We start from the raw sequence: 25,362 nt of genomic DNA on the forward strand, positions 1-25,362 counted from the left end.
AGTTCTAGTAGCCTCGTCTTCGCTGCTCCAGCTTCATCTTCCGCTCTAATGCTTTATATACTTGATCCGCAATCGCTTCTGGACGAAGCTGCGGTATTTTCATGATCATTTTTTGCAGTTTCTCAGGGTCAAGCTCCCGCGGTGCATCTACCTTCACCTGCCGCGGCGGCTCCTGTGGGGCTGCTTGCTTCGGCTTATGATGCGAAAGCGTAGGCATCCCGCCCCGATCGGCGGACGGAAACGAGCTGCTATCGCCCGATTGAAATGCGGCTGCTCCGATTCCGTTGCGGTTGCCGGCAGCCGCTGCATAGCTTAGCCTGACTTGCTCGTTGGCCGGGCCAGCTGGCAAAACCGTGCCGCTGCTCCCGTTATCGCCTGCCTGCACGACTGTCGTTAAACCTTGCAAAGCTGTCAAATTCCTTACTTGTGCAGCTGCCGCGCTGCTCGCGCTTGCCGAGCGCCGCTGAATCGTTTCAAACATCCGGCTCCCGGCTTGCATGCCTCTACTTGAGAATGCGGTTGGCTGAGCTTTCTGAACCAACTTATTCAAGCCCGCGGTGTAAGGGCTGCTGATACTGGATGGCTGTACCACGGTTCGCCGAGAAGCGCCTACATCCTGATTCGCATCCCCAGCTCCTGTGGAAACTTTCTTCTGTACACTTAAAGCCGGATAAGCCCTCAGCGACGCGGATGCCTTGACAGCTGCATCGGAAGATCCCTGCAGATCCGAGCGCCTCGATTGCCTTGTCACTGCTTCGGTTGAAGCAGTTAAGGATTGTTTTGCTGCTTTGGTAAAGGGTGCAGCACTGCCGGACGCCTTCACTTTACCGCGTGTGGAACGCTGCACTAAGCTTGCGGAAGCAATCCGATTCAAAACAGCTGCGGGTTGTCTTTGGAACTTTGAAGCTGCTGCCTTAGGAAGCTGCGATGAAACCGGCGTACCCGCTTTTGGATCTGCAGCTTGCTCGGTTCTGCCAGGACTTGGAACCGCCCTGACAATGAGCGGCTCCATTCGCGTATCTTCCCTCTGAACAAGTGCGGCTTTTACAGGCTGAATAGGCTCGCTCGCAATATCGTTTGGCATTGCCGGTGATTGTTTAGATAGATCAGCTTGTTTGCCTGCCTCGGACATGCTCCGTACAGCCGGAACGACTTTGGACGGCATCAACTCTGTATTCTGCCCATTCTTGCGACGCCCTTTATGGCTAGCTATCACAAACCCGTTACCAGCCGCCCCGTTATTCCCGGAAGTGGACAATGTCCCTGCGCGTTTTTTGTGCTGCATACTATTCCCTGTTGATGATCCCGTTTCTGGAAACGTAGTCCGCAGCTGCTTATGCGAAAGCCTAAGTGCGCCTTGCATAAGCTTTGTTCTCTTGCCAGTTTCTCTGGCGAGCAATTGCCCGCGTGCCGCAAGCTGCCGCTCCGCTTCAGAATCCGCTTTCTCTCCGTTTTGCATGTTAGCTGGCGATTTGGTCAGCAGCAAAGCTTCCGCTGGCGTATCAGTTATTGCTCTAGTCAACGAATGATTCAGTGTATTAGCTGATCCTTTAACTTCTGTTTTAGCAGGGGCAGCGACGGTATTGTCCTGCTCCTGCTCTGGTCTAGGCATCGGCTGAGCCGATGCTTTTCTGTGAATGACAGCCTTGCGGCCGCGCGCAGCCGCATTCGCATTCCTGTCCTGATGGTTGCTCGTTGACCCAGATAAGTGCTGGGATCTCGATGCTGGCGGGCGGTTTATGCTGTCTGCCGCCGCTTGCCGTTTCAACTGCGATAGACGAGGCTCAGCTGCTTGCTGCATGAACCTTTCCTCAAAGCGCCGCAAAATCAGCTGCGCTGGCTTTGCAGCTGAGCTGCTTTTGCCTATGCCTGCCGCTTTAAAATAATCGGTTGCCGCAGCGTCAGGCTTTTTATTTCTATGCTGTCCTTGATGCTTTGCTTGTGCTTTGGACTCATTGGCAGCTGCGGAAGACGCGCTGCTATTCGTGACAGCAACGGTTTCCGGCTTCCTTGCCGGGAGGCCATTAGCTGAATCTGTGGCCTTTGTTGATGGTTTATCGGAAGGCAAGACTTGATTTGTCCTGCCTGGCGTGCTTGGATTTGCTATATGTAAATGATCGTTTGCAAGGGACTGCTCCGCTTGCTCGCGCTGAGTTCGATGAATGAAGCGCTTGGCTGAAATCGCCCTGCTGTTCGCGCCCGTGCTCTGATTCGTTTCTACTGCCGAAGTCTGCGGCTTGCGCAGCAGCGTCAACAGCTGCAGCCTGATCCGGTTATGATCAGCTACCGAGCCTGTGATAACCCAATCGCCGGACTGACGAGCTATGCTCGTTTCAAACGGCTTAATCGCTGAACGGGCAGCGTTTGTTGTCAAGCGAGAGGCAGCCGCTCCCTCACGATGCTCATTTCTGTGCGTGGCAGCTCTTCCCGTTTCCTCCGTTTGCTCGCTTCCTTGCTGTTGATCCTTACGATGCTCTAAAGCTTGCCGTCTATTTTGACTTGCTCGGTTTGCACTCTTCTCCGCCTCATGCCTCACAGCTTCGGCCCGCTTCGCCGCCTCGCGCTGCTCCAAACCCGCACTCGCGGCGCTTCTCTCCGCCTCATGCCTCACAGCTTCGGCCCGCTTCGCTGCCTCCCGCTGCTCCAAACCCGCACTCGCGGCGCTTCTCTCCGCTTCCTGCCTTGCTGCCTCGGCCGGCTGCTCCTGCCGAAGGACTGCTCGCCTCGCATTCGTAAGCTGCAGCGCCGAGCTTCCAGGGCTTTTGCCGGATGAAGGCAAAAGCTGCACCCGTGCCTTTTCCAGAGGTTTTCTTAACTCCTCCAGTCTGCGAATCGATTGTATGACAATGCCTGGCTGAAGCTTCGCTTGCAGCCATTTATAATAATCCGCTTGCTGCTCCGCCGTCCATGCTTTGACCGGCATGCCGGCAGCTTGCGGTATCGTTCCCTGCGATAATTCACGTTTAACCTTTGCCGGGCCTATTTCGCCATGCATAGGTTTTTCCAAATGTTCCGTGCTGCTGTCACTTTTCTTGTCTCGCTGTATAACACTGCGCTCTACTGACTTTCCTGACGTCTGCTTATTGCTGTTTTGCCGGTTCTTATCCAGCTGGCTCTGGCTGGTAACTCTATTCTTTTCCGCTTGCTTGTTAAGGCTCTGAACCGCCTTCTCCAACTGCTTATTGCTTATATCAACAGATTTTCCCGCTTGCAGCTTGCTGCTCTGGACCGTCTTATTTATCTGTTTGACGCTGCTCTCTACTTTAGCCTCCAACAGCTTGGAGCTGCTCAAGCTTCGTTTCGCCTCGGCCGTACTTTCTCCGGCAGCAGGCTGCGTCATTGCTATTTCTCTTACTGTTCTTTGTTCCTTAATGACATGCGTCACGTCTCGGAACACAATTTTTTCACGCACTACCGTCACTCGCTCGCGTTCGATCCTTCTCTCGACCCTGCGCTCCGGGCTTGGCGCAGCTTTCTTAATGCTGCTTTGCTTCGGCGTCGGAGCCTTTGGTGCCAATACTTGGATATGCAAGGTTTGCTGCGTAATGCTAGGTTGGCTTTTAAGCACATGAGACATGGCAACCCGTTCAAACTTATTGCGTCCCGCGCTTGTTTTATATTTATTTAAGATGCCTCCGGCAAACGGCTGAACCGACGTCGATTGCTTTGTCACTGCTTTACTCGTTCGGTCCGCTATACGTTTCATCCGCTGCATCCTCCTATTCGAATTCAAATGAATCACGCGCTGCATCTATCAGAATAAAGGAAAAAAAGTCCTTTATTTGGACGCATAACCCGCTTTACCGCAAAATAGCGGTCATTCATGGTCTCTTTTAAGCTGCTTATCAACCTTTATGAAAACCAACGCTATCTCTCAATCCAAAGGCGCTGCTTAACTAAACTCACGCCTGAAAATCACCGTACAAGCCGCTATGAATAATTTCAATCGTTTCAACGGCTACATCGCTTGTGCTGGCATTAAGCTGCGGCCCTGTCCACTTAACCGGGTAAGCGTCAAAAAAACTCCAGCGTCCAAACTCCGTTCCATCAGCGGATTGCAGCACAATCGCGCCGGTTTTGCGGTCGATCGTTCCATCGATGGTGCTCTCGTACCAGCTCCAAAGCGCGGGCGATTTGGTCATCCCTTTGCGTAATACGAGATTCGGAAACCGAACGCCCTTAGGCAGCTTATGAACGTAACCGTTCACCCCGCCTTCGCGGTATTCCTCAATTTCCGTTTCCGCCTCCAGCCCCGAAACCTCGGAGAAGCCTGCTACAAAGATATCGTCGAGCTCCACCCAAAATTTAAACGTTGTCGCTACATCGTGAAAGCGACCTTGCTCTTGCCCCTTCATGACTGCCATAGCGCAGCGTCACCTCTTTCCGAATACGTCGAAAATGTTTTTCTTGCTGCTGCTGCTGCTGTCAGTGTCATCATTCATCTTGCGATTGATTTTGGAGATTTCATCACACCAGCGACGGCGCTCGGCATGCTCCATATTCATGATGTCGTCATGCGTCCAATGGAAATAATATGCGACGAAGCCTACCTCCTCGTACAGCCGGTCAACCGGGTAACCTAAGAGAGAGCTTCCGTTAAGGACAAAAAATCGACAGCCACCTCGAACTCGTGATCGCATTTCGGACAAGCAGTTAGCACCTTAGGCGCTTCTAAATCGTTAATTTGGCGATACAAATTTTGCAGATAAGCAAGATCGGCCGTGAACAGCTTCTCAATGAGCTTCGTATCGATATGTCTGACATCGCCCAGCTTCGTAACGACTCTGGCCATCAAAATAACCGTCAAATAGCTCGGATTGGACTGCACCCTAGGGTCCTTCATCGGCAAAATCTCGTCCGCTGCCGTTGCAAGCCGCATGACGCCCCGCCGATGCAGATTCCCTTGATCATCCACGTAGCCGCGCGGTAATTCAAATTCGTATTCCGTTTGAAATGCCATTGATACATCACTCCAATCATTTCCTGTGGCTTCTACTTTTAAAAATGAGGAAAACAAGAGAGGAGCGCACGATTCCTCGCCCGCTGCCATCCCTTGTTCGCCAAAAAGCTAACTCTAGTTACTTTATCTTACGCGGTGCGCGTCAAGCCCTCATGCGCGAATTCGATCAACTCGAGCGCAACCTCATTGCCGGTACCGTTAAAGGTAGGCGCGGTATATTTTACCGGCCAAGCTTCGATAACCTGCCATGTTGCCACGTCTTCGCCTTCTTCATCAAGCGCGATAATCGTAATGGTTTTACGTTCAATCGTGCCTTCTGCGCATTCCTGAAGCCATTCATAAAGCTCCATGGATTCCGTCGTGCCCCATTTTAAAGTAATGTTGCCATATTTGATCAAGCCTGGAAGCTTGCGGGGCGTAATAACTTCATTTCCCTCGCGGTATTCAACAACATCAAAGGTTGCCTCGAAACCGGAAACCTCGCTAAATCCTGCTTGCTCAAGACCTTCTACTTCTACACGAAATCTAAAATTGCGATATGGATCAATACGATCTCCTGGCATGTGGATCCCCTTCCGTTATTCGATATGGAAGCTAATTATTATTCCGAGCCTGTCTTCTGGGTGATGCGGAACACGACAAATTCAGCTGGTTTCACCGGCGCTACGCCGATTACGCAAACCAAACGTCCATTATCGATGTCGTCCTGCGTCATCGTGGAACGTCCGATTTCAATATAAAAGGCTTCTGAAGGACTGGTGCCCGACAAAGCGCCGTCACGCCATACGCGAGTCAAGAAAGCATCGATTGTACGCTGTACGCGGGCCCATAGCTGCTCGGTATTCGGTTCGAATACGACCCAGCTTGAACCGTTTTTGATGGAGCCCTCGATGAAAATAAACAAACGGCGCACGTTGATATATTTCCATAGCGAATTGGACGAGCATGTACGTGCACCCCATACGCGGATACCTTGGCCGGTAAACGCGCGGATCAGGTTGACGCCCGCAGGGTTAAGAATATCCTGCTCGCCGTTGTTGTATTGCACATCCAGGCCGACTACGCCGCGAAGCGTTTCGTTTGCCGGAGCTTTCTGAACGCCGCGCGTCGTATCCGAACGGGAGTAAACCCCTGCGATCGTACCGGACGGCGGTACAAAAATATTGCGTTTGTCGAGCGGATCGAACACTTGCAGCCACGGATTGTACAATGCGCAGTAGCTCGAATCAAATAGATCGCGATGAGCGAGTACATCCTGAACCTTCGTCGCCTCGCGTGGAAGATCGAGAATCGCGAAGCGGCTACCCAAAATTTCGCAATGCGCAACGAGCGACAGCTGGACGTTCGGGTCAGTTACCCCTGGAATCGCCATAATGCTGACAACATCGTTATCGATAAATGATTGGATACCCGTTCTTTTGCCGGGACCGAAGTCTTCGCCGATAAAATCGGCAGCCGATAGGCTTGCTGCCGTACCGTCGCTTCCGCCCGAGAGCAAAATTTCAAAAGCGGCCGTCTCGGAGCCTGCAATTTGCTCAAGCGGAGCAACGCTGGCATCCGATACCTTCAGCACCTGCACCTCAACGATATTAGAACGCGAGATCAGCTTCTCTACATAGTTCGGCGCCTCTGGGTTAAGCGATGCCTTCTCGTAGGTTTCCGACTCTGTGCCGTAAAGCACGTTCAGAGTAAACTCCGATGTGCTAAGTACTTTGGTTGGAACAAGCGCAGTATCAACAACGTCGCCTTTAAGCGCATCCGCAAGTTCGATGACTTGATCATGCACGGATACGATGCGGTTGTATTGCTTCTCCGTTCCGTTTGTGAAGACAACGACATCGCCTGCATAGAAGCCTGCTGCGTTTTTCACGCGGTAACGATTGCCCTCGCTTGCTTCAAAAATCGGTGTTTTGGCTTTGCTTGCAGGCACGATAACCGCACGAACCTGATTTCCCCAAGCGCCTGGGTTCTTAGCGGCGATAGAGAGAACAGAATCCTTTTGCGCTTCGTTAGAAGCTGTTTTTGCATCCGACGGCGCTACCCGGGTAATATAGCAGCGGGAGCCTCCGTTTGTGAAAAACTGGTTAACAGCATAAGCAAGAAAACGGTATGAGCCGAAAGCATTTTCAGATAAATAGGAACCGTATACGCGTCCAAAATCTGCTGGGCTCGTAATAAGCTGCGGCAATCCTTCGACTGGTCCGCGAGCAGCAAGACCGATAAAGCCCGCTGTGCTTGTACTAACACCCTCCAGCGGTTTGGCGCCGCTCTCGAATTCCTCCACATAGACGCCTGGCGATAAATACTCAGCCATGTGTGATCTCCTCTCTGAATCTATTTATGTATTAGGTAACGGCAGGCGCACTTCTCCTGTGTCAACCCCAAGACCAAATGGAATGCGGCAGTATTCCTAATCCTCTTAATCTACTGAAGGATTAAGGCCTGCGCGGTTATTACTTCTCCGGCTCGCGCTGTCAGCTCGGCCGCAGCGCTGCCGCGCTCGGACTTTGCGAAGGCTTTAACCGCAAAGGTGCGCGGCAGCGTGCCGCGAAACGGGAGGATGACGATGCCGTTATGCCCGCTGCGCGTTTGTACCGCAGGCAACAGCGATGCGCCCCTGCGATAGCTTTCTTTTACCGGCTGCTCAAACCTGAGCCCGCCTCCGGGCAAAACTTCGGCAACACGCACAAGCTCTTCGTTGCCTTGTCCGCGAAGGAGCAGGCTCTCGCCGGCAACCGTCTGTCCTTGCAATAGTCCGATGATGACCGTTTCTGCTCCAGCAAGGAGAGAATCCTGAGCAACTCGTCCTCTTGCCGCCGCATCCTCGCTAGCAAAAGCCCATACTATCGCGCCTGCGCAAGGAGACCCAGACGCATCGCATAATGGAAATGCAAGCGCTGTCGAGGCTGCGGGATAAGCATAGCCGGGACCTGGCAGGAGCGGAACGGTGACAACTGGATTTAATTTTGGTAAAGAAGCTGTTTCAATTGTTTGCTTAAAGGGTATAAATGCAGGTGAGGTGACTGTGAGTGTGTAGTTCCCTGGTGAAAGGTCTAAAAACAAATAAGTCCCATCAGGCTTCCGAATAGGCTTCTTATGGACGCCTTCGAGTGTGACAATCAGCGCAGAGGGCGCTGGAAGCCGCCTTGTCCATACGTCGATGGGTGATACGACTAGCGAGCAGCGTGTAATACTAACGGACCGAATCTGTGACAAATCAGCCACCGCCCTTTTCCTTGAGCACAATATGGCGCTCGACGACACGGGAAACCGGCTTGACTCGATTAGAATCGAGCATGACAGGACCGACGCGGTAGACCACAGAAAGCTTGTAAGGCAAATCGCCGAACTGCCAGAGCTTCATCAGCTCTTCACCCTCCATGCTCATTAAAGTCAGTCTTATCGCACCGCTGCTCTCAGCCAGCGTGCCCTCTAGATATGGGCCGCTCAGAACAGCGTTATCATATAGCACCTGCATCGCACGTCCTAATATGCGATGCTCATCTAACGACTTTGTTAATCGATCCGCATTGGAATGCGCTGTCATCATAAAATAAAAATCCAGCGCCTGCGGCGGGTACTGAAGTACGCCTCCACGATCCACCATGCCGGTTCGACGCGCTTCGCCATTTTCCTTAACGTTGAATAGAAACAAGGAAAGCGCAAGATCGCCTGCATCACGGGGCGAAGCCATGCCGATCAGGTCAGGGCGAGGCACAGGGTCAGGCGTAAGATGATCACGTAGCAAGCGCAGCAAGCTGGCTCCCAAATCCGCAATTACCGTATATCCTCCCATTAGCCTATCACTCCCAAAAAAACATAATGATATCTTTATTTGTATACGAATTCTATTATAGCTTCTCTACTACCAATTGACTACGCAAAATTACTCATTTTTTGTCAATTTCGCACGCATTGAGTAAGATTTTATAATTGATGCCCGCACACTATGAAAATCGGGCGATTGAAATTTGTTAATTGTAGGGCTCGAAGGACTCTTTGACGACAATTTTCCCCATTTTGTGAAGCTCCTGCCTCGTTGCCCGTACCATATGCCGCATGCCGATCGGCACTTGCTCTGCTGCTGCCATAAATGCTGCCGACAAGACGATGTTTTTGATATGCCCGCCGGAGGCGTCAACACGTGATGCCAGAAACGGCAGGTCGAGATCCGGATCCAGCGGTGCTTCTTTAGGCAGTAGCGAACGGAATATTTGCTCCCGCTGCGCCGCATCCGGAAACGGGAATTTTACGATAACCTGCATTCTGCGCAAAAAAGCTTCATCCATATTTTGGAGCAAGTTCGTCGCAAGGATAGAAACGCCGTCGAAGGTTTCGATACGCTGGAGCAAATAAGCCGCTTCCATATTCGCGAACCTGTCATTCGAATCCTTAACTTCCGTTCGTTTGCCGAACAAGGAATCTCCTTCATCAAAAAACAGGATCGCACCGCTATTTTCCGCTTCCGCAAACAGCTCGCGCAAATTTTTCTCCGTCTCGCCGATATACTTGCTCACGACACGAGAGAGATCAATGCGGTATAGCTCAAGTCCTAGTTCTCCGGCAACGACTTCGGCAGCCATCGTCTTTCCTGTGCCGGGAGGACCCGCAAACAGCATGCTTAAGCCGCGTCCATAAGGAAGCTTACGGCCAAAGCCCCAACGATTAAAAACGGTCTCGCTGTACTTATGCCTGCTGCAGGCGTCCTTGAGCAGCTCAAGCGGTTCATCTGGCAGAATAAGATTATCCCATTGCCGAACCAGCTTTTGCTTCTCCGCAAGCTCCGACAAGCGGTGCTGAACCTGAGTTCTTGAGGCAGATGCGTAATCCTCAAGCGTAGGCATCCCATGCTGTCTCCGAGCGGCAAGCCTCTCCGCTTGTCGGCTCATTCCTGCAATTTGTCCTGCCGTGAAGGCATACTTGTCAGCCAATCGCTTCAGCAGCTCCTGATCCGCATCTTCTTGACTGCAGCGCTGCCATAGCTGCAAACGAACTTCGGCATTCGGAATGTGAACCGATTCATTCATCAAAGCTGCAAACGCAGGCAGCGGAAGCAGCGAAGAACGTCTTTCCAGCCGCGTCAGCCAGAGGACGACAGGAAACCGGGATACCTCCGCATAGGAAGCCAGCGCTGCACGAATCGGTTCCTGCCGGATCGGCCAACCCTCTGCTGCGGGAGCATCGCTTGCGCCTTCATCCATACAGAGCAGCGCACCAGACAGCAGCGCCTCGCGCACGATATGCCTCAGCTGCTCTGCCATAACATCCGCGTCGCGCGCAAGCTTTTCCACTTTAACCAGCAGCAGCGGCTGTTCTAATGCTTCGGCCAGCAGCCTGGCATGAAGCTTCTTGCCAGAGCCTGAAGGTCCGCTTAGCTGAATAAACGGTAAGAAACGATTCGTAATGTGCTCATTCGGAGCTTGTATTCCGTTACGCTTACGCTCCAGCTGCACCGCCTGCCGCAGGCTTTCTTGCAGCTCTTGATCGAATGCCAGCTTAGGCGCTGGCTCATTCAGATGATAGATTGTACAAATGTCGGCTATTCTCGAATCTAGCGTCTCGGTTTCTAGCAAAAACGAAATAATACGGGGATCCATGCGCAGCGGCTGCTTGAGCGTGCTTCTTTCGGCGGCGGCTGCCCCCTTGTCTGAACGAAGCACGAATCTGCTTAAGGTCGAGTAACCCGCCAGCTGCGAACGCGCGGGATCAACATCCATCTCATAATCCCCGAGCAAACGAAGCGCAAGCTCAGCCGTAGGCACCCGAAGCGTGACGTCATCGTTTAAATAGCCGAACCAGCTCTCATAACGGGCGTCAAGCTCCGCAGCAAGACATAACAAAACACAGCGCTTTTCCCAATTGCTCAGCTGTAGGCTCCATGACAAATAAGCGAACGGGAGCTTCGTCCCTTCGCTTATGCTGATATTAACGGTTTGTGCAATTTCTTGCTCCGCTTCCAGGCGGAAACGTCTAAACGAGGCAAGAGACTCATCCTCCTCATGCTGTTCGCTTTCCAGCAGCGAGCGTTCGATATCCGCCGGACTAACCATCAGCCCGCGCATGGACATCGGTGTCTGGCCGTCAATCTCCTTGCTTTCAAAATCGGCAATAAGAATGCGTATTCCGCGCTCCAGCACGGCGAGCTCGTCACGTAAATATTCTATTCCTGTTTCATATAATCGCATGATCGTTCACCCTTATCGAAGTGCATTGCGCTTATCGGCGCATTAGGCATAATACCGCAATGTCGTCGGATTGAGGCGCGCCGTCCGTGAACATAAATACGTCCATCAGCAGTGCATCAATGATTTCAGCGCTGGAATAGCCGGAGGTTTGTGACAAAAACTGCTGCAGGCGTTTGGTAGAGTACTGCTCTTGAGACGCATTTTCCGCCTCGGTAATGCCATCCGTATAGAGCACAAACCGATCTCCGCGTTCAAGGCCGATCGTTTGATTCCTATAGGTAAATTCCGGGAAGGAACCCAGCGGTATGCCCTTAGGCAGTTTAATCGGAAGCACGGTTCCGTCTTCTTTGACAATGTAAGGCGTGCAATGTCCGCCATCGCTCAGTACAACCTCACCGGTTACAATGTTCAGCACGCCGCATACGATCGTTGCGAATAGCTGTGCATTGTCTGTACATAGCTCATCGTTCACCTTCTCCAGCAGCTCGCCCGGTGATAGATTTGAATTCATTTTCCCTTTGATAAGCGAGAGCGTCATCGCCATAAACAGCGCCGCCGGAATTCCTTTGTCGGATACGTCTCCGAGCGTAAAGAAGAGATGATCGTCGTCGATTTTGAAAAAGTTATAAAAATCGCCGCCGACCTCCTTGGCCGATTTCAAGAGCGCGCACACGTCAAACGGCTCATTCGCAGAGGGCATCGTCGTTGGTAGAAAGCTGAGCTGTATGCTGCCGGCAATTTGAAGCTCATTTTCCAAACGGTCTTTAAGCTGCGTTGCGATCTGGAGCTCGTTGACCGATTCCTCCAGCGCCTCATAAAGCCTTGCGTTATCGAGCGCAAGCGCAAGCGGCCCCGCAAATTTCGTCAGCGTTTCAAGGTCGGCTTCTTTAAACGGCGCCCTGCCGCTCTTTGCTGTAGCCTCCAGTACACCAACCTTGCGGCCTCTGGCTACCATCGGTACCGTTACCTTCCCTCCAATGAAGCTGCCTTTGCTTTCAAGCTCCTGCGGAATCAAGTCCATTTTCTCCGGCATCTCGAAATCGGAAGCAAGTCCTACGGCCGCCTCATCGGCGAATATAAGCCGCCTCGCTGCCTCGCTTACCGAGTCCAGCAGTTCCGGCTTATGGAGGGAGTCGTGGAACTTCGTGCTTAGATCGAACAGCATTTCCGCGCGCTTTAGCTTAGCGGCAAGACGACGGTTGCGAACAAGCAGATATGCCGCAGCGCACAGCCCCGCCGCACCGATAACTAAATAGAGTCCAGACAAGATCGGTACCGCCTTTCTAGCTTCCGCTCAAGAGTCATTATGCGTTTGCTCCTATTTTCTCGAGCGCCTCTTCCCGCGTTGCCGCCATTTCCAAAATCGTCGTAAAACCTGACATTTCGAATACGTCATACACCTGCTCGCCAAGACAAGCGCATACCATGCGGCCCTTTGAAGCTCTCAGCTTCTTGGCTGCAACTAGAATAACGCGCAGACCCGCGCTGCTTATGTATTGAAGGTTTGTAAAATCAAAAATAAATTGCTGCTTACCGTCTTCTAACAGCTTTAAGAAAGCCTGCTCCGCTACCGTGGCATTGTTGCCGTCCAGCCTGCCCTCAAGCGGAATAATCGTGACACCGTTCAGCTCAGTTGCTTCTATGTTCATGTTTTTTATCCTCCCGCTTACTCTTGATCGTCGTTTTTGTCCTTGAAAGCAAATTGTTTGCTCATGCGAAAGCGATTAAGTCCTTCCGCATATTCGTAATGAATGTCATCCATTAATCGTTTCACAAAAAAAATACCCAATCCCCCGATTGGACGATCCTCCAGCTCAAGCTCCAGCAATGCCAGCGGGTCCGCTTCCTGCAAAGGGTTGAAGGGTACTCCTCCATCTTCTATCTTCACTTCCACGCTGCTCGGAGAGGCTTGGATGATGACGTCGATATGATGCTCTCCCCCGGATGGGAAGCCGTAATTCACGATATTGACGACAAGCTCCTCACAGGCCAAGGATAGGTCGAGAACCGCTCGCTCCGGCCAGCCGACTTCGGCGCCGATCTCTTCAAGCCCTTCATTTAAACGTTGAAGCTCATCCATTCGATTGCACAGCTTAATTTCGCGATCGATGGGAAATTGCCAATCGTTCGACATTCACTACCCCCCAATTTGAAGCTGACCTATCCGCTCTTAAGTCTATACGACACGAGTCTAGTAGTTCTACGAAACTTGTAGGAATCCTGCTATTGCTGTCGAAATGATTTCACGCCTCCGTCGACATGATTCCGCACTATTCGACCAGGCCCTGTTCAAAGGCATATCTTGTCAGTTGGACCCGATTGTCAAGATGAAGCTTTTGCAAAATGTTTTTGAGATGGTTTTTGACGGTATGCTCTGACAAGCCCAGCTCGCCTGCGATCTCGCGGTTTGAAGCGCCGGTCGCCACTCGCTCAAGCACCTCCTTCTCCCGTTCGGTAAGCGGAGTGGTCATAATCGCAGCATCCTTATTCAACGACTGCACCTTGCTCGCTGTCCTCTTTGTTTCCTTTGGCTTACTCGCCGAAAATTCTTGAAGCAGCCGAAAAGCAAGCTCCTTCGACATTGGCGCTTCATCCAGGGAAATGGCCCGCAAGTATTCGATCCATGCGGATGGTGCCAGGTTTTTGAGAAGATAACCCTGCGCCCCGCGCTTAATCGCCTCGAACAAATTCGTGATGTCATCCGATACCGTAACCATTACTATCTTCAAAGAAGGCATAAGAAGCTTTAGCTGCTGCGTCGCCTCTAAGCCGCCCATGCCAGGCATGTTGATATCCATGAGCACCAAATCCGGCTTCATCTCTTCCATTACGGCTATCGCTTCCTCGCCGCTTGCCGCCTCTCCAATTACGGCGAAGGAGTCGTCGCCCATCACGATATCGCGCATCCCTTCCCGTCCGTGCGGATGGTCATCAACCAAAAAAACACGTACCTGAACTGCTTTTTCACTCATTGTGACCCGCTCCTGCCGCTAATTTCTACCGTCGTTCCTTCGGGCTTTCTTTCCTGCACTGTAACGCTCCAGCCCAGTGCCTCCGCTCGGTCCTGCATCATTTTCACGCCATATTTCCCTTTCTCATAAAGCTTCTCCTGAGCTGCGCCGATTCCGTCATCCGAGATAAAGCAGCGGAAAAAGCTTTGCTTTAACTCGGAATTGAGCTCGCTTCCGCACCGAATGAGGATATGCTCTGCTTTTGCATGCTTCTGAACGTTCATCAGCGCTTCGCGCATAATGGCAAGCAGCTCGACCTTCTGTTTATGCGAGAACAAGCCATCCTGCACATTCCATTCGACCTTTGTGCGAATACCGCAGGTTTGCTCCATTTCCTCCGTTAAATGATGAATGCTTTGCATCCACGACAGATCCGCGGGAAGCGGCGCATCATGTAAATTGGCAATCGACTGCCGGACATCATCATAGACATGCCTGACCGTCCTTCTAATTTGGTCTGTCGTTTGCTGTGCAACGGTCACCGTTTTTGCCCGCTCCAGCTTATCCAGCTTGACCGACAGCATAAAGAGCGACTGCGATATCCCGTCATGAAGCTCACGCGCAAGCTGCTCGCGCTCCTCAAAGGCAGCCTTCATGATCCGTTCGCGCTGCAGCGTTTCCTGCATGTTTTCAAGCTTTGCGAATAATGCCCGCAGCAGCGTGAGCGTAATGATGAAGACAAATACCGGAGCCAGGATATTTCCGAGATCCATTGAAACGAAAGGAAGAAGCAAGCTATGGCGCAAATATTCCCACAAACCTATCGCAACGGTCGGAATCCACAGAATCAGCCATTTTAGCCATTTATACGACATGCTCGTTCCCCCTTCATTTCCATTAATCATTGCGGAATTCGATCAGCTGCCAAGTTTCCGCTCCGGACTTGTCCTTTATAAACAGCTCCGCCTCCCATGCGCCCCGCGTTGGCAGATCCACCTTGCTTGATTCATAATCCGTTTCGGTAAAGCCGGGGAAGGCCATATCCCCTTCGCCGCTGTCGCTTTGAAGAGGGGCTTCGATCGGATTCTCTTTTGGATGGTCTACAGACCGAAGCAAAAGCCGTACGGAAGCCGGCGCGCCAAGCTGCTCCGGCAGCCAAATCTTCAACGTAATCCGATTAGGTCCCGGTCCGTTTGGCGTGATTTTCATCGTATAATGCAGCTTTTCGCCCATTTTATGGTAGGAGAAAGGCTCCGAGTCAGGAATAGGACTCACATAAGTGAAGATACTCACCAAGACCAGCACCGCAGCCATCATCAGCCCGTCCCATTTCAGCAGCTTGCCGCTGGGCAGTTTTTGCTGCTTGACTCGCTTCCGCAGCAGGAAGCCTGCGCATGCAATCAGCAGCACCAAGGCGGCCTTCGCCAATAGCATGGCGCCCCAGCCCGTATAAAATAAATACCGCCATGAGGGCAGCAGCAGCGCCGCCATTAAGGTACCGCTAGCCGTCAGCAGGAGAATGCTCAGCCATGCGGCTCTCATAAACCGCTCTGCAAATCTCCCTGCCTCCTTGCGGTCTGCCCGCCAGAACATCAAAAGCAGGAGCAATCCGCCTGCCCATAGAGCAGAGCACACGAGATGAATAAAGTCGAGCACGATGGCAAGCGTATTGCTCGGAAGGGCATTGACATGACCGTTGAAGCTTTCTGCCGCTGCAAGCAGCAATGCCCATATCATCTTGAAAGAATTCGGCAGACGCAGCAGAGTAAAACCCAGCAGCGACAGCACGATGAGGGCCAGCCAGGATTGTCCGGTCGCGGTTTCTGTCAAGATGCGGAGCCACTCATTCGGACTGCTGTCCTCATACCCTTTTAATAACTGGCTGATGTGGACGAATACGAAAAGTAGAACGGCAAGCAGCAGCCCTCTTAACGAGTAGACCTCCCATTTATTTATAAGCTTGCGCTGTACGTTATTCGAATCCTCCGGAATCGCAATCGACCAAAGCATCATCCCGGCAGCAAGCATAAACGTGAAATAATAAATCGCCCTAACTGTAAAAAATAATGCCTGCTGAACGGTAATGCCTTCATCGGCATGCGCATCAGTGGAATGCTGATGGCCTACCTGCTCATGCGGGTCAAAGGATGGTGCATCCATGCTAATCAGCGATTCCGCGAAAGCGTGCTGCGACGTTAGCAAAAGTGAACCAGTAACCAAAAGCAGAAGCGCGAGGATGAAAATTATCGGAGCATTTTTCCGCCTAGCGGAGGATCGTTTTTCCATGAAAGTTTGTATAGTACTCAACTGATGTCACTTCCTCTTATGTCATTCTGCTTTAGTGTACTAGACCGTTGTCAAAAGAACAATTGTCGTAATTCGAGCTGCTAAATTCGCTTCTTTCCGGATCATACGTATAGAGGAATGAATTATGGTTCATTCTACAATTAAATCTAAAAGCAAAAGGAAGTGAACCCTGTGATATACAAGGATTATCGGATTGCCGATCTTGGCGGGCAAGGTGATGCGCTGGATGCCATTCGCAAGCTGGAGCAGCAATTGACTGAAACCTACGGTACGGATGTAGCTCTCATCGCTTATGAGCCAGATCACGAAGATCGCAAGTAGACTTGCTTTTGCATCATAAATAGAGGCATGGTCCCTGCGCTTGCACAGCACAGGTCCTATGCCTTTATTTATTTGCCTTGCTCTGCTTTGCGCCCGAAATAATCCGGCCAATAATCTTCGTCTACGTTTGGACAGCCCCTGGCCGATTCCCATATGTAAGTCCAGCCGGTGACCATTCGGTCGGCGGCGTCACATACCCAAATCCGCTCATAATCATTTTGTTCTTCTACTCCGTAAAATTCTTCAAGCCTGTCCATCGCGGCAAGTCCCTCTCTATCGACGGTGATCCATTGACCGCGTATAATACTATTGCGACCGAATCCGATTTCGTCCCGCACGGCTGCCGGATAGGCGCCGCAATCCACGATCCTGCCGGATATTTGTCCCGGCCTATATGATTTTACATAGTCTGAAACGACGGGATGATTGCTTTGACCGGGTAATAGAGTACCATATATAAAAACGTTTAGCAGAAGTATCGCTATCATTCCCTTCCTTATAATAAATTCACCCTAATCCATCCTGCTTTCTTGGAGGTGCTTAATCGCATGGTAATCCAGCAGCCATATGGCGTATACGGCTACCGTTTTCAGGATTCGCCCGCGCTCCCGATCTATCAGCTGTTTGCTACGGGCTATCAAGAAGTGAGGGAGTCCGATTACTATTGGGACGGTATGAAACGAATTGACGGGCCGCTCTATTTGTTCCAATATGCCGTATCGGGTTTTGGACAATTCAGGCTTGGCGGAGAAACGCACGAGATCCATGCCGGAACCGCCTTTTTGGCAGAAATCCCCGGAGACCATCACTATTGCTTGCCCCGTTCAAGCGACCACTGGTCGTTTTATTTCGTATTATTTCGTCAGCAGCATTTGCAAAAGCTTTGGGCAGAGCTGATCCAAGCCGTTGGCGTCACGCCGAGCTTTGAGCCCTCAAGCGCGGTTGTCCACACCCTAAAGGGTTTATATACGGAAGCCAGGAGCAACCGCATACAGAACAGCTTTCAAGCATCGGCGCATATTTACCGCTTAATGATGGAACTTCTCCAATCGAGCACCCTTCAGCAGCAAGAAAAAGCGAATTGGCCGCAGCAAATCAAGCAGGCGGCCGCCTATATGGAGGCGGAATTTCATCGATTGCAAAGCCTGGATGATGTTGCATCCGCCGCCGGACTGTCTAAGTATTATTTTACGCGAATGTTCACCAAGACAACAGGCATCTCCCCAATGGATTATGTCACGAAGCTCCGAATCGAGAAGGCGGTTCAGCTGCTCCGAAGCAGCAGCCTGTCTGTCGAGGAGATCGCATACGCCGTTGGCTACGCAAGCGGCAGCTACTTTAGCAAAGTATTTCGCAGCCGAGTCGGGTTTCCACCGGCTGATTTCCGCTTAGCGAAAGAGCTTCCTTCCATCGATCGACTGCAGTTTGATTAGAGAGCAATATTTTACATGATATCGCAATAAATTGTGCTAGTCACGGACTGCTGTTTCGTTTTACGATTATTGTATAGAGCAATATTACGATATGAGAGGACGAAATCTAATGACTAATGCTTCTAAGCACCATCAATATGCCACAACGCCGCCTATGGGTTGGAACAGCTGGGATTGCTACGGCGCCAGCGTGAGAGAAGATGAAGTTCGCGGAAACGCAGCGTACATGGCTGAACATCTGAAGGCTTTTGGCTGGGACTATGTTGTTGTTGACATCCAGTGGTATGAGCCAGGAGCTAACTCCTCCCAATACCGCCCCTTCGTGCCGCTTGAAATGGACGAATATTCCCGGCTGCAGCCCGCTGTTAACCGGTTTCCTTCCGCAGCGAACGGCGGCGGCTTTAAAGCCCTTGCAGACTACGTTCATTCACTGGGACTGAAATTCGGCATTCATATTATGCGGGGTATCCCGCGCCAAGCGGTTCATGCGGATACCAAGATCCTTGGTTCGAATGCGACTGCGCGCCAGATCGCTCATCCAAACTCTATCTGCCCGTGGAATACCGACATGTACGGCGTCGATGCATCCAAGGATGGAGCTCAGCAGTATTACAATTCCCTATTTGATCTGTATGCTTCTTGGGGTGTTGATTTTGTCAAAGTGGATGATATTGCCGCTTCCAGACTCTATGGTATCCATTTGGAGGAAATTAAGCTCATTCATCATGCCATTGAGCAATGCGGCAGACCGATGGTACTTAGCCTATCGCCTGGACCTGCTCCATTGGAGCATGCAGAGGCGCTTGCGGAGCACGCGAACATGTGGCGTATGACCGATGATTATTGGGATCTATGGCATTTGCTCCACGAGATGTTTGAACGCTGCGAGAAATGGGCGCCGCATGTTGCTGAAGGCGCGTGGCCGGATTGCGATATGCTGCCGCTCGGCCATCTCGGTATCCGCTCGGTTGATGGCGGGGGCAGCGATCGCTGGACAAGATTTACGCGGGACGAGCAGGTTACGATGATGTCGCTTTGGGCGATTTTCAGATCACCCCTCATGTTCGGCGGGGAAATGCGGGATAATGACGAATGGACATTGTCTCTTCTTACAAATGAAGAGGTGCTGTCTCTGCATCGCAATGGCCTTGGTGCCCGCCAGCTGTACCGTGAACAGGAGCGCATAGCATGGGTTGCTCAAGATGAAACGGGAGTAAACTACGTCGCTTTATTTAATGCCGGCGAGCAGGAAGATACGGTTACAGTTACCTTGGAGCAGCTTGGCCTGACCGATGCGCCGCAGGTTCGCAGCCTTTGGGAGCGTAAGGATCTAGGAAGTTTGAACGAGCTTTCGTTCTCGCTGCCGCCACACAGCTCGCTGCTTCTAAAACTAACTTAACTATTTATGAATACCGCTTGCTTCTGCAAGCCCTAACGACAACCCTTTAAACACGTTAGCTGCTGCTGCGTGCTTAATCGGTTGTTTTTGTGTTTACGCTAGTACCTCGTTTAAGAGGGGCTTTTTTTTGTGGCATGTTGTATTAAGCAGCTGAGCAACACTATGGCAAACAACCGAAGGTTAGCCTGAGCTAAAATCGGTTATTGTTGTTTATACGCTAGTTCCTCTTACAAGGGAGGGCCTTTCTCCTTTTCTCTGGAGTAGAGTCACAGTATGCGATCCCCGCGGAGTTTTAACTGGAATTTCTCCTGTTAAATGGAGCTCTCTTCGCCTCACACGGCAAATACATGAAAAAACTCCAGCTAATTTCTGCCTTTCCTTCATAATCGCGCATAAATCATGAAATTAGCGGGAGAAATTCCAGTTAATTCACTAGTTAAGCAGCATCGCCACTTTTTAACGGGAGGGTTTCCTGTTAAATATTCAGCTGAGCAGCATAGCGGCTAATAAGGCGAAGGTTAGCCTGAGTTAAAACCGGTTTTTGTTGTTAATACGCTATTTTCTCATACAAGGGAGGGCCTTTCTCCTTTTCCCAGGAGTAGAGTCACAGTATGCGATCCCCCGCGGAGATTTAACTGGAATTTCTCCTGTTAAATGGAGCTCTCTTCGCCTCAAGCAGCATATACATGGAAAAACTCCTGTTAATTGCTCCATTTCCTTCATAAGCGCGCATAAATCATGAAATTAGCAGGAGAAATTCCAGTTAATTCATTAGAAAAGCAGCATCGACGCTTATTAACGGGAGGGTTTCCTGTTAAATATTCAGCTAAACAACATTGCAGCGAATCAACTGAAAGTTAGCTAGTTGGTTATGCGGTTGAGCAGCATTGCGGCTAATAAACCGAAGGTTAGCTAGTTAGTTATGCGATTGAGCAGCCTTACGGCTCATTAACGGGAGGGTTACTGTTAATTAATCAGCTAAGCAGCATAGCGGCTAATAAGGCGAAGGTTAGCTAGTTGGTAATGCGATTGAGCAGCCTTACGACTCATTAACAGGAGGGTTACTGTTAATTAATCAGCTAAGCAGCATAGCGTCTAATAAACCGAAGGTTAGCTAGTTGGTTATGCGATTGAGCAGCCTTATGGCTCATTAACGGGAGGGTTTCCCGTTAATTAATCAGCTAAGCAGCATAGCGGCTAATAAGGCGAAAGTTAGCTAGTTGGTTATGCGGTTGAGCAGCATTGCGGCTCATTAGCCGAAGGTTAGCCAGTTCCATATACGGTTGAGCAGCATCGCCGCTAAAAAACCAGAGGTTTTCCTGTTCAATAAGCGGCCAAGCCTCAGCCAATGCAGCGACGCCAAGCCGCACGCGAGTAATCGCTCCACTTAAGCCGTCTCGCATGGACGACTAAAATCCGCCGGCTTTTGGTTTACGCGTTCCAATATGTTACAGTTAGAATTCACATGCGAAACGAGTCTATTCGCATGGCAGACATCTCATTCCTGAAGATGAAGGAGGTCGTTTAGTTATGGCAAGCCAAACAGGAGCCATCGTACAGCAATCCTTAAACGCATTAATGGGAGACCCCACTTTTTTACCGAATTTACAGGAGCAAGCTCGCGAGCAGGCCTTTTTATCACTCGCCGCCATTCTTTCCACGCCCAATAAAGTACATAAAGCCTTTTTGCGTATAACCGTCGACAACGGCAATGTCGTGCGCATTCCTGCTTATCGTATTCAGCATAACGATACTCTAGGGCCATATAAGGGCGGCATTCGATTTCATGAATCCGTCAGTGAGGAGGAGGTTACAAACCTAGCCGCGCTTATGACGTTGAAAAACGCTTTGCACGAGGTTCCCTTCGGCGGCGGGAAAGGCGGAGTCGTCATCAACCCGCGTTCTTATTCTGCCAAAGAGCTTTATCTTATTTGCAAAAAATATGTACAGTACTTCAGCGACGTGCTCGGCCCTGACAAAGACATACCGGCTCCGGATATGGGGACGGGAGAGCGTGAAATGGACTGGATGATGGCGGAATACAAAAGCATTCATCCCGGGCAGCCTTACCTCGGCAGCTTTACTGGCAAAAGTGTCATTAACGGTGGATCGCTGGGCCGCAGAGAAGCGACCGGCAAAGGCGTGTATTTCACCTTCCGCTATATGCTTTATGATTTTCTTAAAGCGCAAAGCAGCTGGCTTGCAGGCAGTACGAACCCATTCGTGCAGACTGCGCTCGCCCATGCCGATAAGCCTCTTGCGATCGCCGTACAGGGCTTCGGCAACGTCGGCTCCGTGGCCGCGCTGGAGGCATACAAGTGCTCTTATCTGCAAAACAGAGTAGTCGCTGTCAGCGACCGCAACGTGACGCTATACAATCCGGACGGCCTTTCCGTTCCCGCCTTGATTGATTATGCGCTTCAGCATCAAGGGGATCTGCCTTCAACGGAAGCCACTCTGTCCGAGCTTAATCTCAAAGCACAAATTCTCGGGCGTGAGGACGTCCTCTATTTGAATGTCGACGTTCTCATCCTTGCCGCGCTGGAGGAGCAGGTCCATAAAGGCAATGTAGAGCGGGTCAAGGCCCGGATCATTGTAGAAGGGGCCAATGCGCCCGTTACGGGTGAGGCTGATGAGACCCTGACCGCTAAGGGGACGATCATCGTTCCGGATATACTGGCAAATGCAGGCGGCGTAATCGTGTCCTATTTTGAATGGCTCCAGGGCAGAGAGACTCAATTTTTCAGCGAAGAACAGGTGCATCAGATGCTTTTCGAAAAAATGCAAAAGACATTAAACGTTATTTTGCCCGCTTTCTTCGGAGATCCGTTCCCGCTTCGTCAAAACTGCTACAATCATGCCGTCTTGAAGCTTTCCACTGTGCTTTACCGTCAAGGCAAGCTTTATTGACGAATTAAAGGGCCATTCCTCCGGCAGCTCTTGCCGCTTGGGAATGGCCCTTCTCTATTTTACGATTTACTCCTGTACGTAACGGTTAATAACCTCAACAAGCAAATCATTTAACAGCTTTACCTCAAACTCCCCAACAGCCGGCTCTAAATGATCGCTACCGATACCGCTGTCGTCGGTCAAAAACAAATACGTGCCGCCCGTGGCCGCCGCCATAAAGCGCATTAAATATTCCGTCTCGATGCTTACCCCGCTCGATGCTACAGGGATAATCCGTATCCCCTGCTTTGCGGCATCGCTGGTCAACTTTTTCATTTCGTCAATGACCTGCTCCTCATCATGAGGCGGTGCGTCCAGCACTAAAAAAAGGAGCCGCGCACGTGCTTCCTCGCTCCATTCATGCTCGTACAGCGCATCGCGCAGCGCTTGATCAACAGCCTCGGGGAAGTCACCGCCGCCCTCTGCCTTTTGCTTGCTGAACTGATCCGTCACTTTATTGACATCCGTCGTGAATGGATAAGGTTTTACAATATAATCATCATAACGATCCCGGTAAAAGTTTGCGCTGATTCGAATGCCTAGCTGATTGGCATGCTGGTCAGAGACACGATTTACAACATCCTTAAGCTCTGCCTCCAAATAATTCAGTTCATCCTCCATTGATCCGGTCGTGTCTACGACAAACATGATGTCAACCTGATCAGATAGCTTTGCGCCTTTACCTAAGTCAACCTTGACGCTGCCCTGCTGAGGAATTTCAAGCTGCTGTGTCGTTTTGCTGTCCTGAGCCGACTGCACTTTCACGGTATACCTGCCTAAGTTCGCCGTATCCCGATCAAACATCGCTGCAAATACGAAGGCTTTGCCCTCTGTGTTCGTTCGCGCCTGCCAAACTGTTTGCCCGCCGGCCAACAGCTCCACACTCGCATCGGACACTGCTTTTCCATTTGCCGTTACAACAACCTCAAGCCTGTAAAAATTCCAGAACTGCCAAACTCGCTTGCTGCTGTCGCCTTCCTGCGAATTAAGCAAATTGCCGAATCTCTCCCATGCCGCTAAATCATCCCATTCGCCTGCGGTTAATTGTCCAGCTTGCACATCCCTATCCGGATTCGGATAGCCGCGCTTGCCGCCTTCTTTTTCTCTAATGGGCTCCTCGCTTATGGATTTGCTTTCATCTCCGACTGAGTTGGTTTCTGATTTGGGCGCTGAATTTTCTGTCGAATTTGCCCTACTTGACGTTTCCCGGTTTCCCGCGTTTGAGGCATCTCTTGATGCATCGTTTGAGGCGGAAGAGCACGCGCCGAGCATAAGCAGCATGACGAGCAGAACAAATGCCATCCTTACTAAACCTTTCCTCTGACCAGGCAATCTTTTGAACGAATGACCCTCTTTCATTCCTTCAACCCCTTATCTTTGTATTTCCTAATCTGACGAATATTGGCTATGTAATGTTGCATAAATAGGCAAGTAACATTACAATCGTTAACAGACATGCGGCGAGTCCTAGGGTCGACTGCATTAAGCTTTCTATACAGGAGGACTTCGACATGGAAACCTTTGATTTACTTGCATTTGAGATGACCTATCAGCAGAAGACCATACGGCTTTCCTTCACCTCAGCCGAGCTCGTTCGTGTGACCGAATACGGAGATCGTTTGTGGTACGTCGATATTAACGGCGTTGGCGACCGTGAGCTATTAGCATGGTTTGGCCGAAGCGAGGATATCGGAATCGAGCTGACTGCTGTAGCCAGCACCGGCCAAACCTTCCGCGGCAAAGGCTATTTCCATCCCAACGAGCCGCATCAAGCCGCAGCCGTACGTGGAGACGGCGAGCTGCTCGAGCAATAATCCTCGTTCCTCGTTCAACCAAAAAAAGCTCCGTCAAGTCTTATTAGAGACTTAACGGAGCTTTTTAATTGTTTTATTTGCTGTGAGCGATCTCAGGCGTCGTAAGGCGGTCGTAGAACTCTACGCCTTTGTCTTTGTCAGCCGAATCACGAAGCGCCATTGCGGAACGAGGATGCTCGTCCAAAATGCCCGTGATCATGTAAGGGATGATATAACCCCATTCTTCCTTCTCGCGAAGAGGAATCATGAACTTCTCGATCATGTCGAGTACGGGGCGAATATTGTATTTCGTGTTTTGAAGCTCAGCTACAAGCAGCTCCGTATTGCAGTTACCCGCAGCGCGGCCCATGCCGTAAACAGAAGCATCAAGCAGCTCAACGCCTTTTTCTGCAGCAAGCAGCGTATTGGCGAAAGCAAGCTGAAGATTGTTATGAGCGTGAACGCCCAGGCGTTTGTTAGGCAGGTGCTGACGGAATTTCTCAACAAGGTAGCTCATGTCATTTGGCTTCAAGCTGCCGTAAGAGTCTACCACGTACACGACGTCAACCACGCTCTCGTTGATTAGTTCGAAAGCTTCAATCAGCTGATTCTCCATTACGTTTGAAAGAGCCATGATGTTGATCGTTGTTTCGTAACCTCGGTCATGAAACACTTTAACTAGCTCAAGCGCCTTATCCACGTCTTGGATGTAACAAGCTACGCGGATCAAGTCGAGCATGCTCTCGCTGCGCGGCAAAATGTCGTTCTCATCGACACGGCCGATATCAACAAGTGCGGAAAGCTTTGTGTTTCCTTTGTTCGGGATCACTTTTTTCAAGAAATCATCGTTCAGGAAACGCCAAGGGCCTGCACTTTCAGCGCCTTTAAGCAGTTTTGGCGAGTTTTTGTAGCCGATTTCCATATAATCGACGCCGGCTTCGTTCAAGCTTTGGTACAAATGCTGAACGAACTCGACGCTAAAATCCCAGTTATTTACGAGACCGCCATCGCGGATCGTGCAGTCAACAATTTTACAATGACTCGTTTTTGATTGCATGCGTAGA

General features: G+C 50.9%; 24 protein-coding genes. 5 read left to right on the forward strand and 19 right to left on the reverse strand.

Going from position 1 to position 25,362, the window contains the following annotated elements; all coding sequences use genetic code 11:
• Positions 1 to 4 precede the first annotated feature (4 nt).
• The 15 genes from AC1DLI_RS03120 to AC1DLI_RS03190 all read right to left on the reverse strand — a co-directional run bounded on the left by AC1DLI_RS03120 (position 5) and on the right by AC1DLI_RS03190 (position 16,403).
• Positions 5 to 3,706, reverse strand: coding sequence for a coiled-coil domain-containing protein (locus AC1DLI_RS03120; protein WP_477599568.1), 3,702 nt, complete (start codon positions 3,704 to 3,706; stop codon positions 5 to 7).
• Between the two features lie 196 nt (positions 3,707 to 3,902).
• Positions 3,903 to 4,364 (reverse strand): phage tail protein, encoded by a 462-nt coding sequence (locus AC1DLI_RS03125; RefSeq protein ID WP_477599570.1) that lies wholly within the window; start codon positions 4,362 to 4,364, stop codon positions 3,903 to 3,905.
• A 9-nt stretch (positions 4,365 to 4,373) separates the two neighbouring features.
• A complete protein-coding gene (locus AC1DLI_RS03130) occupies positions 4,374 to 4,640 on the reverse strand; it encodes a DUF6760 family protein (RefSeq protein WP_477600055.1) in 267 nt (88 codons plus the stop codon).
• The gene (locus AC1DLI_RS03135; RefSeq protein WP_028611985.1) at positions 4,580 to 4,960 is read right to left on the reverse strand and encodes a hypothetical protein; all 381 of its coding nucleotides are present in this window, start codon (positions 4,958 to 4,960) and stop codon (positions 4,580 to 4,582) included. Before AC1DLI_RS03135 ends, AC1DLI_RS03130 begins: the two co-directional genes overlap by 61 nt.
• Before the next feature lie 128 nt (positions 4,961 to 5,088).
• Positions 5,089 to 5,523, reverse strand: a complete 435-nt coding sequence (locus AC1DLI_RS03140; RefSeq protein ID WP_477599572.1) for a phage tail protein — start codon at positions 5,521 to 5,523, stop codon at positions 5,089 to 5,091.
• A 38-nt stretch (positions 5,524 to 5,561) separates the two neighbouring features.
• On the reverse strand, positions 5,562 to 7,274 hold the full coding sequence (locus AC1DLI_RS03145; protein WP_477599574.1) for a phage tail sheath subtilisin-like domain-containing protein: 1,713 nt from the start codon (positions 7,272 to 7,274) through the stop codon (positions 5,562 to 5,564).
• Positions 7,275 to 7,384: 110 nt separating this feature from the next.
• Positions 7,385 to 8,176 carry a hypothetical protein gene (locus AC1DLI_RS03150; RefSeq protein WP_477599576.1) on the reverse strand — a complete coding sequence of 264 codons (792 nt, stop codon included), beginning with the start codon at positions 8,174 to 8,176 and terminating at the stop codon, positions 7,385 to 7,387.
• A gap of 1 nt (position 8,177) precedes the next feature.
• Positions 8,178 to 8,756: a Pvc16 family protein gene (locus AC1DLI_RS03155; protein WP_477599578.1), complete on the reverse strand. Its 579-nt coding sequence runs from the start codon at positions 8,754 to 8,756 to the stop codon at positions 8,178 to 8,180.
• Between the two features lie 178 nt (positions 8,757 to 8,934).
• A complete protein-coding gene (locus tag AC1DLI_RS03160; RefSeq protein ID WP_477599580.1) occupies positions 8,935 to 11,145 on the reverse strand; it encodes an AAA family ATPase in 2,211 nt (736 codons plus the stop codon).
• 31 nt (positions 11,146 to 11,176) lie between these two features.
• Positions 11,177 to 12,412: a PP2C family protein-serine/threonine phosphatase gene (locus AC1DLI_RS03165; protein WP_477599582.1), complete on the reverse strand. Its 1,236-nt coding sequence runs from the start codon at positions 12,410 to 12,412 to the stop codon at positions 11,177 to 11,179.
• 37 nt (positions 12,413 to 12,449) lie between these two features.
• Positions 12,450 to 12,794 (reverse strand): STAS domain-containing protein, encoded by a 345-nt coding sequence (locus tag AC1DLI_RS03170; protein ID WP_477599584.1) that lies wholly within the window; start codon positions 12,792 to 12,794, stop codon positions 12,450 to 12,452.
• A 17-nt stretch (positions 12,795 to 12,811) separates the two neighbouring features.
• The gene (locus AC1DLI_RS03175; protein ID WP_477599586.1) at positions 12,812 to 13,279 is read right to left on the reverse strand and encodes an ATP-binding protein; all 468 of its coding nucleotides are present in this window, start codon (positions 13,277 to 13,279) and stop codon (positions 12,812 to 12,814) included.
• Positions 13,280 to 13,415: 136 nt separating this feature from the next.
• Positions 13,416 to 14,117, reverse strand: a complete 702-nt coding sequence (locus AC1DLI_RS03180; protein WP_477599588.1) for a response regulator — start codon at positions 14,115 to 14,117, stop codon at positions 13,416 to 13,418.
• Positions 14,114 to 14,971, reverse strand: a complete 858-nt coding sequence (locus AC1DLI_RS03185) for a sensor histidine kinase (protein ID WP_477599590.1) — start codon at positions 14,969 to 14,971, stop codon at positions 14,114 to 14,116. Before AC1DLI_RS03185 ends, AC1DLI_RS03180 begins: the two co-directional genes overlap by 4 nt.
• 22 nt (positions 14,972 to 14,993) lie before the next feature.
• On the reverse strand, positions 14,994 to 16,403 hold the full coding sequence (locus tag AC1DLI_RS03190) for a copper resistance D family protein (RefSeq protein WP_477599592.1): 1,410 nt from the start codon (positions 16,401 to 16,403) through the stop codon (positions 14,994 to 14,996).
• 171 nt (positions 16,404 to 16,574) lie between these two features.
• Between AC1DLI_RS03190 and AC1DLI_RS03195 the strand changes: the two genes are divergently transcribed.
• The gene (locus AC1DLI_RS03195) at positions 16,575 to 16,724 is read left to right on the forward strand and encodes a hypothetical protein (RefSeq protein ID WP_477599594.1); all 150 of its coding nucleotides are present in this window, start codon (positions 16,575 to 16,577) and stop codon (positions 16,722 to 16,724) included.
• A 68-nt stretch (positions 16,725 to 16,792) separates the two neighbouring features.
• On the opposite strand, the gene AC1DLI_RS03200 is transcribed toward AC1DLI_RS03195, so the two are convergent.
• Positions 16,793 to 17,212, reverse strand: a complete 420-nt coding sequence (locus tag AC1DLI_RS03200; RefSeq protein ID WP_477599596.1) for a gamma-glutamylcyclotransferase family protein — start codon at positions 17,210 to 17,212, stop codon at positions 16,793 to 16,795.
• A 60-nt stretch (positions 17,213 to 17,272) separates the two neighbouring features.
• Between AC1DLI_RS03200 and AC1DLI_RS03205 the strand changes: the two genes are divergently transcribed.
• Together AC1DLI_RS03205 and AC1DLI_RS03210 are read left to right on the forward strand one after the other, a co-directional pair.
• On the forward strand, positions 17,273 to 18,157 hold the full coding sequence (locus tag AC1DLI_RS03205) for an AraC family transcriptional regulator (protein ID WP_477599598.1): 885 nt from the start codon (positions 17,273 to 17,275) through the stop codon (positions 18,155 to 18,157).
• 109 nt (positions 18,158 to 18,266) lie between these two features.
• On the forward strand, positions 18,267 to 19,556 hold the full coding sequence (locus tag AC1DLI_RS03210; RefSeq protein ID WP_477599600.1) for a glycoside hydrolase family 27 protein: 1,290 nt from the start codon (positions 18,267 to 18,269) through the stop codon (positions 19,554 to 19,556).
• A gap of 1,181 nt (positions 19,557 to 20,737) precedes the next feature.
• Here AC1DLI_RS03210 and AC1DLI_RS03215 read toward each other — a convergent pair.
• Positions 20,738 to 20,959, reverse strand: coding sequence for a hypothetical protein (locus AC1DLI_RS03215; RefSeq protein WP_477599602.1), 222 nt, complete (start codon positions 20,957 to 20,959; stop codon positions 20,738 to 20,740).
• A 127-nt stretch (positions 20,960 to 21,086) separates the two neighbouring features.
• Here AC1DLI_RS03215 and AC1DLI_RS03220 point away from each other — a divergent pair, with 127 nt between their 5' ends.
• A complete protein-coding gene (locus tag AC1DLI_RS03220) occupies positions 21,087 to 22,466 on the forward strand; it encodes a Glu/Leu/Phe/Val family dehydrogenase (RefSeq protein ID WP_477599604.1) in 1,380 nt (459 codons plus the stop codon).
• Between the two features lie 66 nt (positions 22,467 to 22,532).
• Here the strand turns inward: AC1DLI_RS03220 and AC1DLI_RS03225 are convergent, their stop codons facing one another.
• Positions 22,533 to 23,864, reverse strand: a complete 1,332-nt coding sequence (locus AC1DLI_RS03225; protein WP_477599606.1) for a VWA domain-containing protein — start codon at positions 23,862 to 23,864, stop codon at positions 22,533 to 22,535.
• Positions 23,865 to 24,016: 152 nt separating this feature from the next.
• On the opposite strand from AC1DLI_RS03225, the gene AC1DLI_RS03230 reads away from it, so the two are divergent.
• On the forward strand, positions 24,017 to 24,319 hold the full coding sequence (locus tag AC1DLI_RS03230; protein WP_477599608.1) for a hypothetical protein: 303 nt from the start codon (positions 24,017 to 24,019) through the stop codon (positions 24,317 to 24,319).
• Between the two features lie 73 nt (positions 24,320 to 24,392).
• Here the strand turns inward: AC1DLI_RS03230 and AC1DLI_RS03235 are convergent, their stop codons facing one another.
• Complete coding sequence (locus AC1DLI_RS03235) at positions 24,393 to 25,355, reverse strand: aldolase catalytic domain-containing protein (protein WP_308997045.1); 963 nt, start codon at positions 25,353 to 25,355, stop codon at positions 24,393 to 24,395.
• Positions 25,356 to 25,362: the final 7 nt, after the last annotated feature.

It is taken from the genome of Paenibacillus sp. 01T443 (assembly GCF_056398325.1).

Bases quoted from the DNA above. Each gene is read 5' to 3' on its own strand.
- AC1DLI_RS03210 (WP_477599600.1), top strand. From the start codon at position 18,267: ATGACTAATGCTTCTAAGCACCATCAATATGCCACAACGCCGCCTATG.
- AC1DLI_RS03200 (WP_477599596.1), bottom strand. From the start codon at position 17,212: ATGATAGCGATACTTCTGCTAAACGTTTTTATATATGGTACTCTATTA.
- AC1DLI_RS03120 (WP_477599568.1), bottom strand. From the start codon at position 3,706: ATGAAACGTATAGCGGACCGAACGAGTAAAGCAGTGACAAAGCAATCG.
- AC1DLI_RS03220 (WP_477599604.1), top strand. From the start codon at position 21,087: ATGGCAAGCCAAACAGGAGCCATCGTACAGCAATCCTTAAACGCATTA.
- AC1DLI_RS03185 (WP_477599590.1), bottom strand. From the start codon at position 14,971: ATGTCGTATAAATGGCTAAAATGGCTGATTCTGTGGATTCCGACCGTT.
- AC1DLI_RS03175 (WP_477599586.1), bottom strand. From the start codon at position 13,279: ATGTCGAACGATTGGCAATTTCCCATCGATCGCGAAATTAAGCTGTGC.
- AC1DLI_RS03135 (WP_028611985.1), bottom strand. From the start codon at position 4,960: ATGGCATTTCAAACGGAATACGAATTTGAATTACCGCGCGGCTACGTG.
- AC1DLI_RS03155 (WP_477599578.1), bottom strand. From the start codon at position 8,756: ATGGGAGGATATACGGTAATTGCGGATTTGGGAGCCAGCTTGCTGCGC.
- AC1DLI_RS03230 (WP_477599608.1), top strand. From the start codon at position 24,017: ATGGAAACCTTTGATTTACTTGCATTTGAGATGACCTATCAGCAGAAG.
- AC1DLI_RS03160 (WP_477599580.1), bottom strand. From the start codon at position 11,145: ATGCGATTATATGAAACAGGAATAGAATATTTACGTGACGAGCTCGCC.
- AC1DLI_RS03140 (WP_477599572.1), bottom strand. From the start codon at position 5,523: ATGCCAGGAGATCGTATTGATCCATATCGCAATTTTAGATTTCGTGTA.
- AC1DLI_RS03125 (WP_477599570.1), bottom strand. From the start codon at position 4,364: ATGGCAGTCATGAAGGGGCAAGAGCAAGGTCGCTTTCACGATGTAGCG.
- AC1DLI_RS03145 (WP_477599574.1), bottom strand. From the start codon at position 7,274: ATGGCTGAGTATTTATCGCCAGGCGTCTATGTGGAGGAATTCGAGAGC.
- AC1DLI_RS03130 (WP_477600055.1), bottom strand. From the start codon at position 4,640: ATGCGATCACGAGTTCGAGGTGGCTGTCGATTTTTTGTCCTTAACGGA.
- AC1DLI_RS03205 (WP_477599598.1), top strand. From the start codon at position 17,273: ATGGTAATCCAGCAGCCATATGGCGTATACGGCTACCGTTTTCAGGAT.
- AC1DLI_RS03235 (WP_308997045.1), bottom strand. From the start codon at position 25,355: ATGCAATCAAAAACGAGTCATTGTAAAATTGTTGACTGCACGATCCGC.
- AC1DLI_RS03215 (WP_477599602.1), bottom strand. From the start codon at position 20,959: ATGCGAGACGGCTTAAGTGGAGCGATTACTCGCGTGCGGCTTGGCGTC.
- AC1DLI_RS03170 (WP_477599584.1), bottom strand. From the start codon at position 12,794: ATGAACATAGAAGCAACTGAGCTGAACGGTGTCACGATTATTCCGCTT.
- AC1DLI_RS03225 (WP_477599606.1), bottom strand. From the start codon at position 23,864: ATGAAAGAGGGTCATTCGTTCAAAAGATTGCCTGGTCAGAGGAAAGGT.
- AC1DLI_RS03180 (WP_477599588.1), bottom strand. From the start codon at position 14,117: ATGAGTGAAAAAGCAGTTCAGGTACGTGTTTTTTTGGTTGATGACCAT.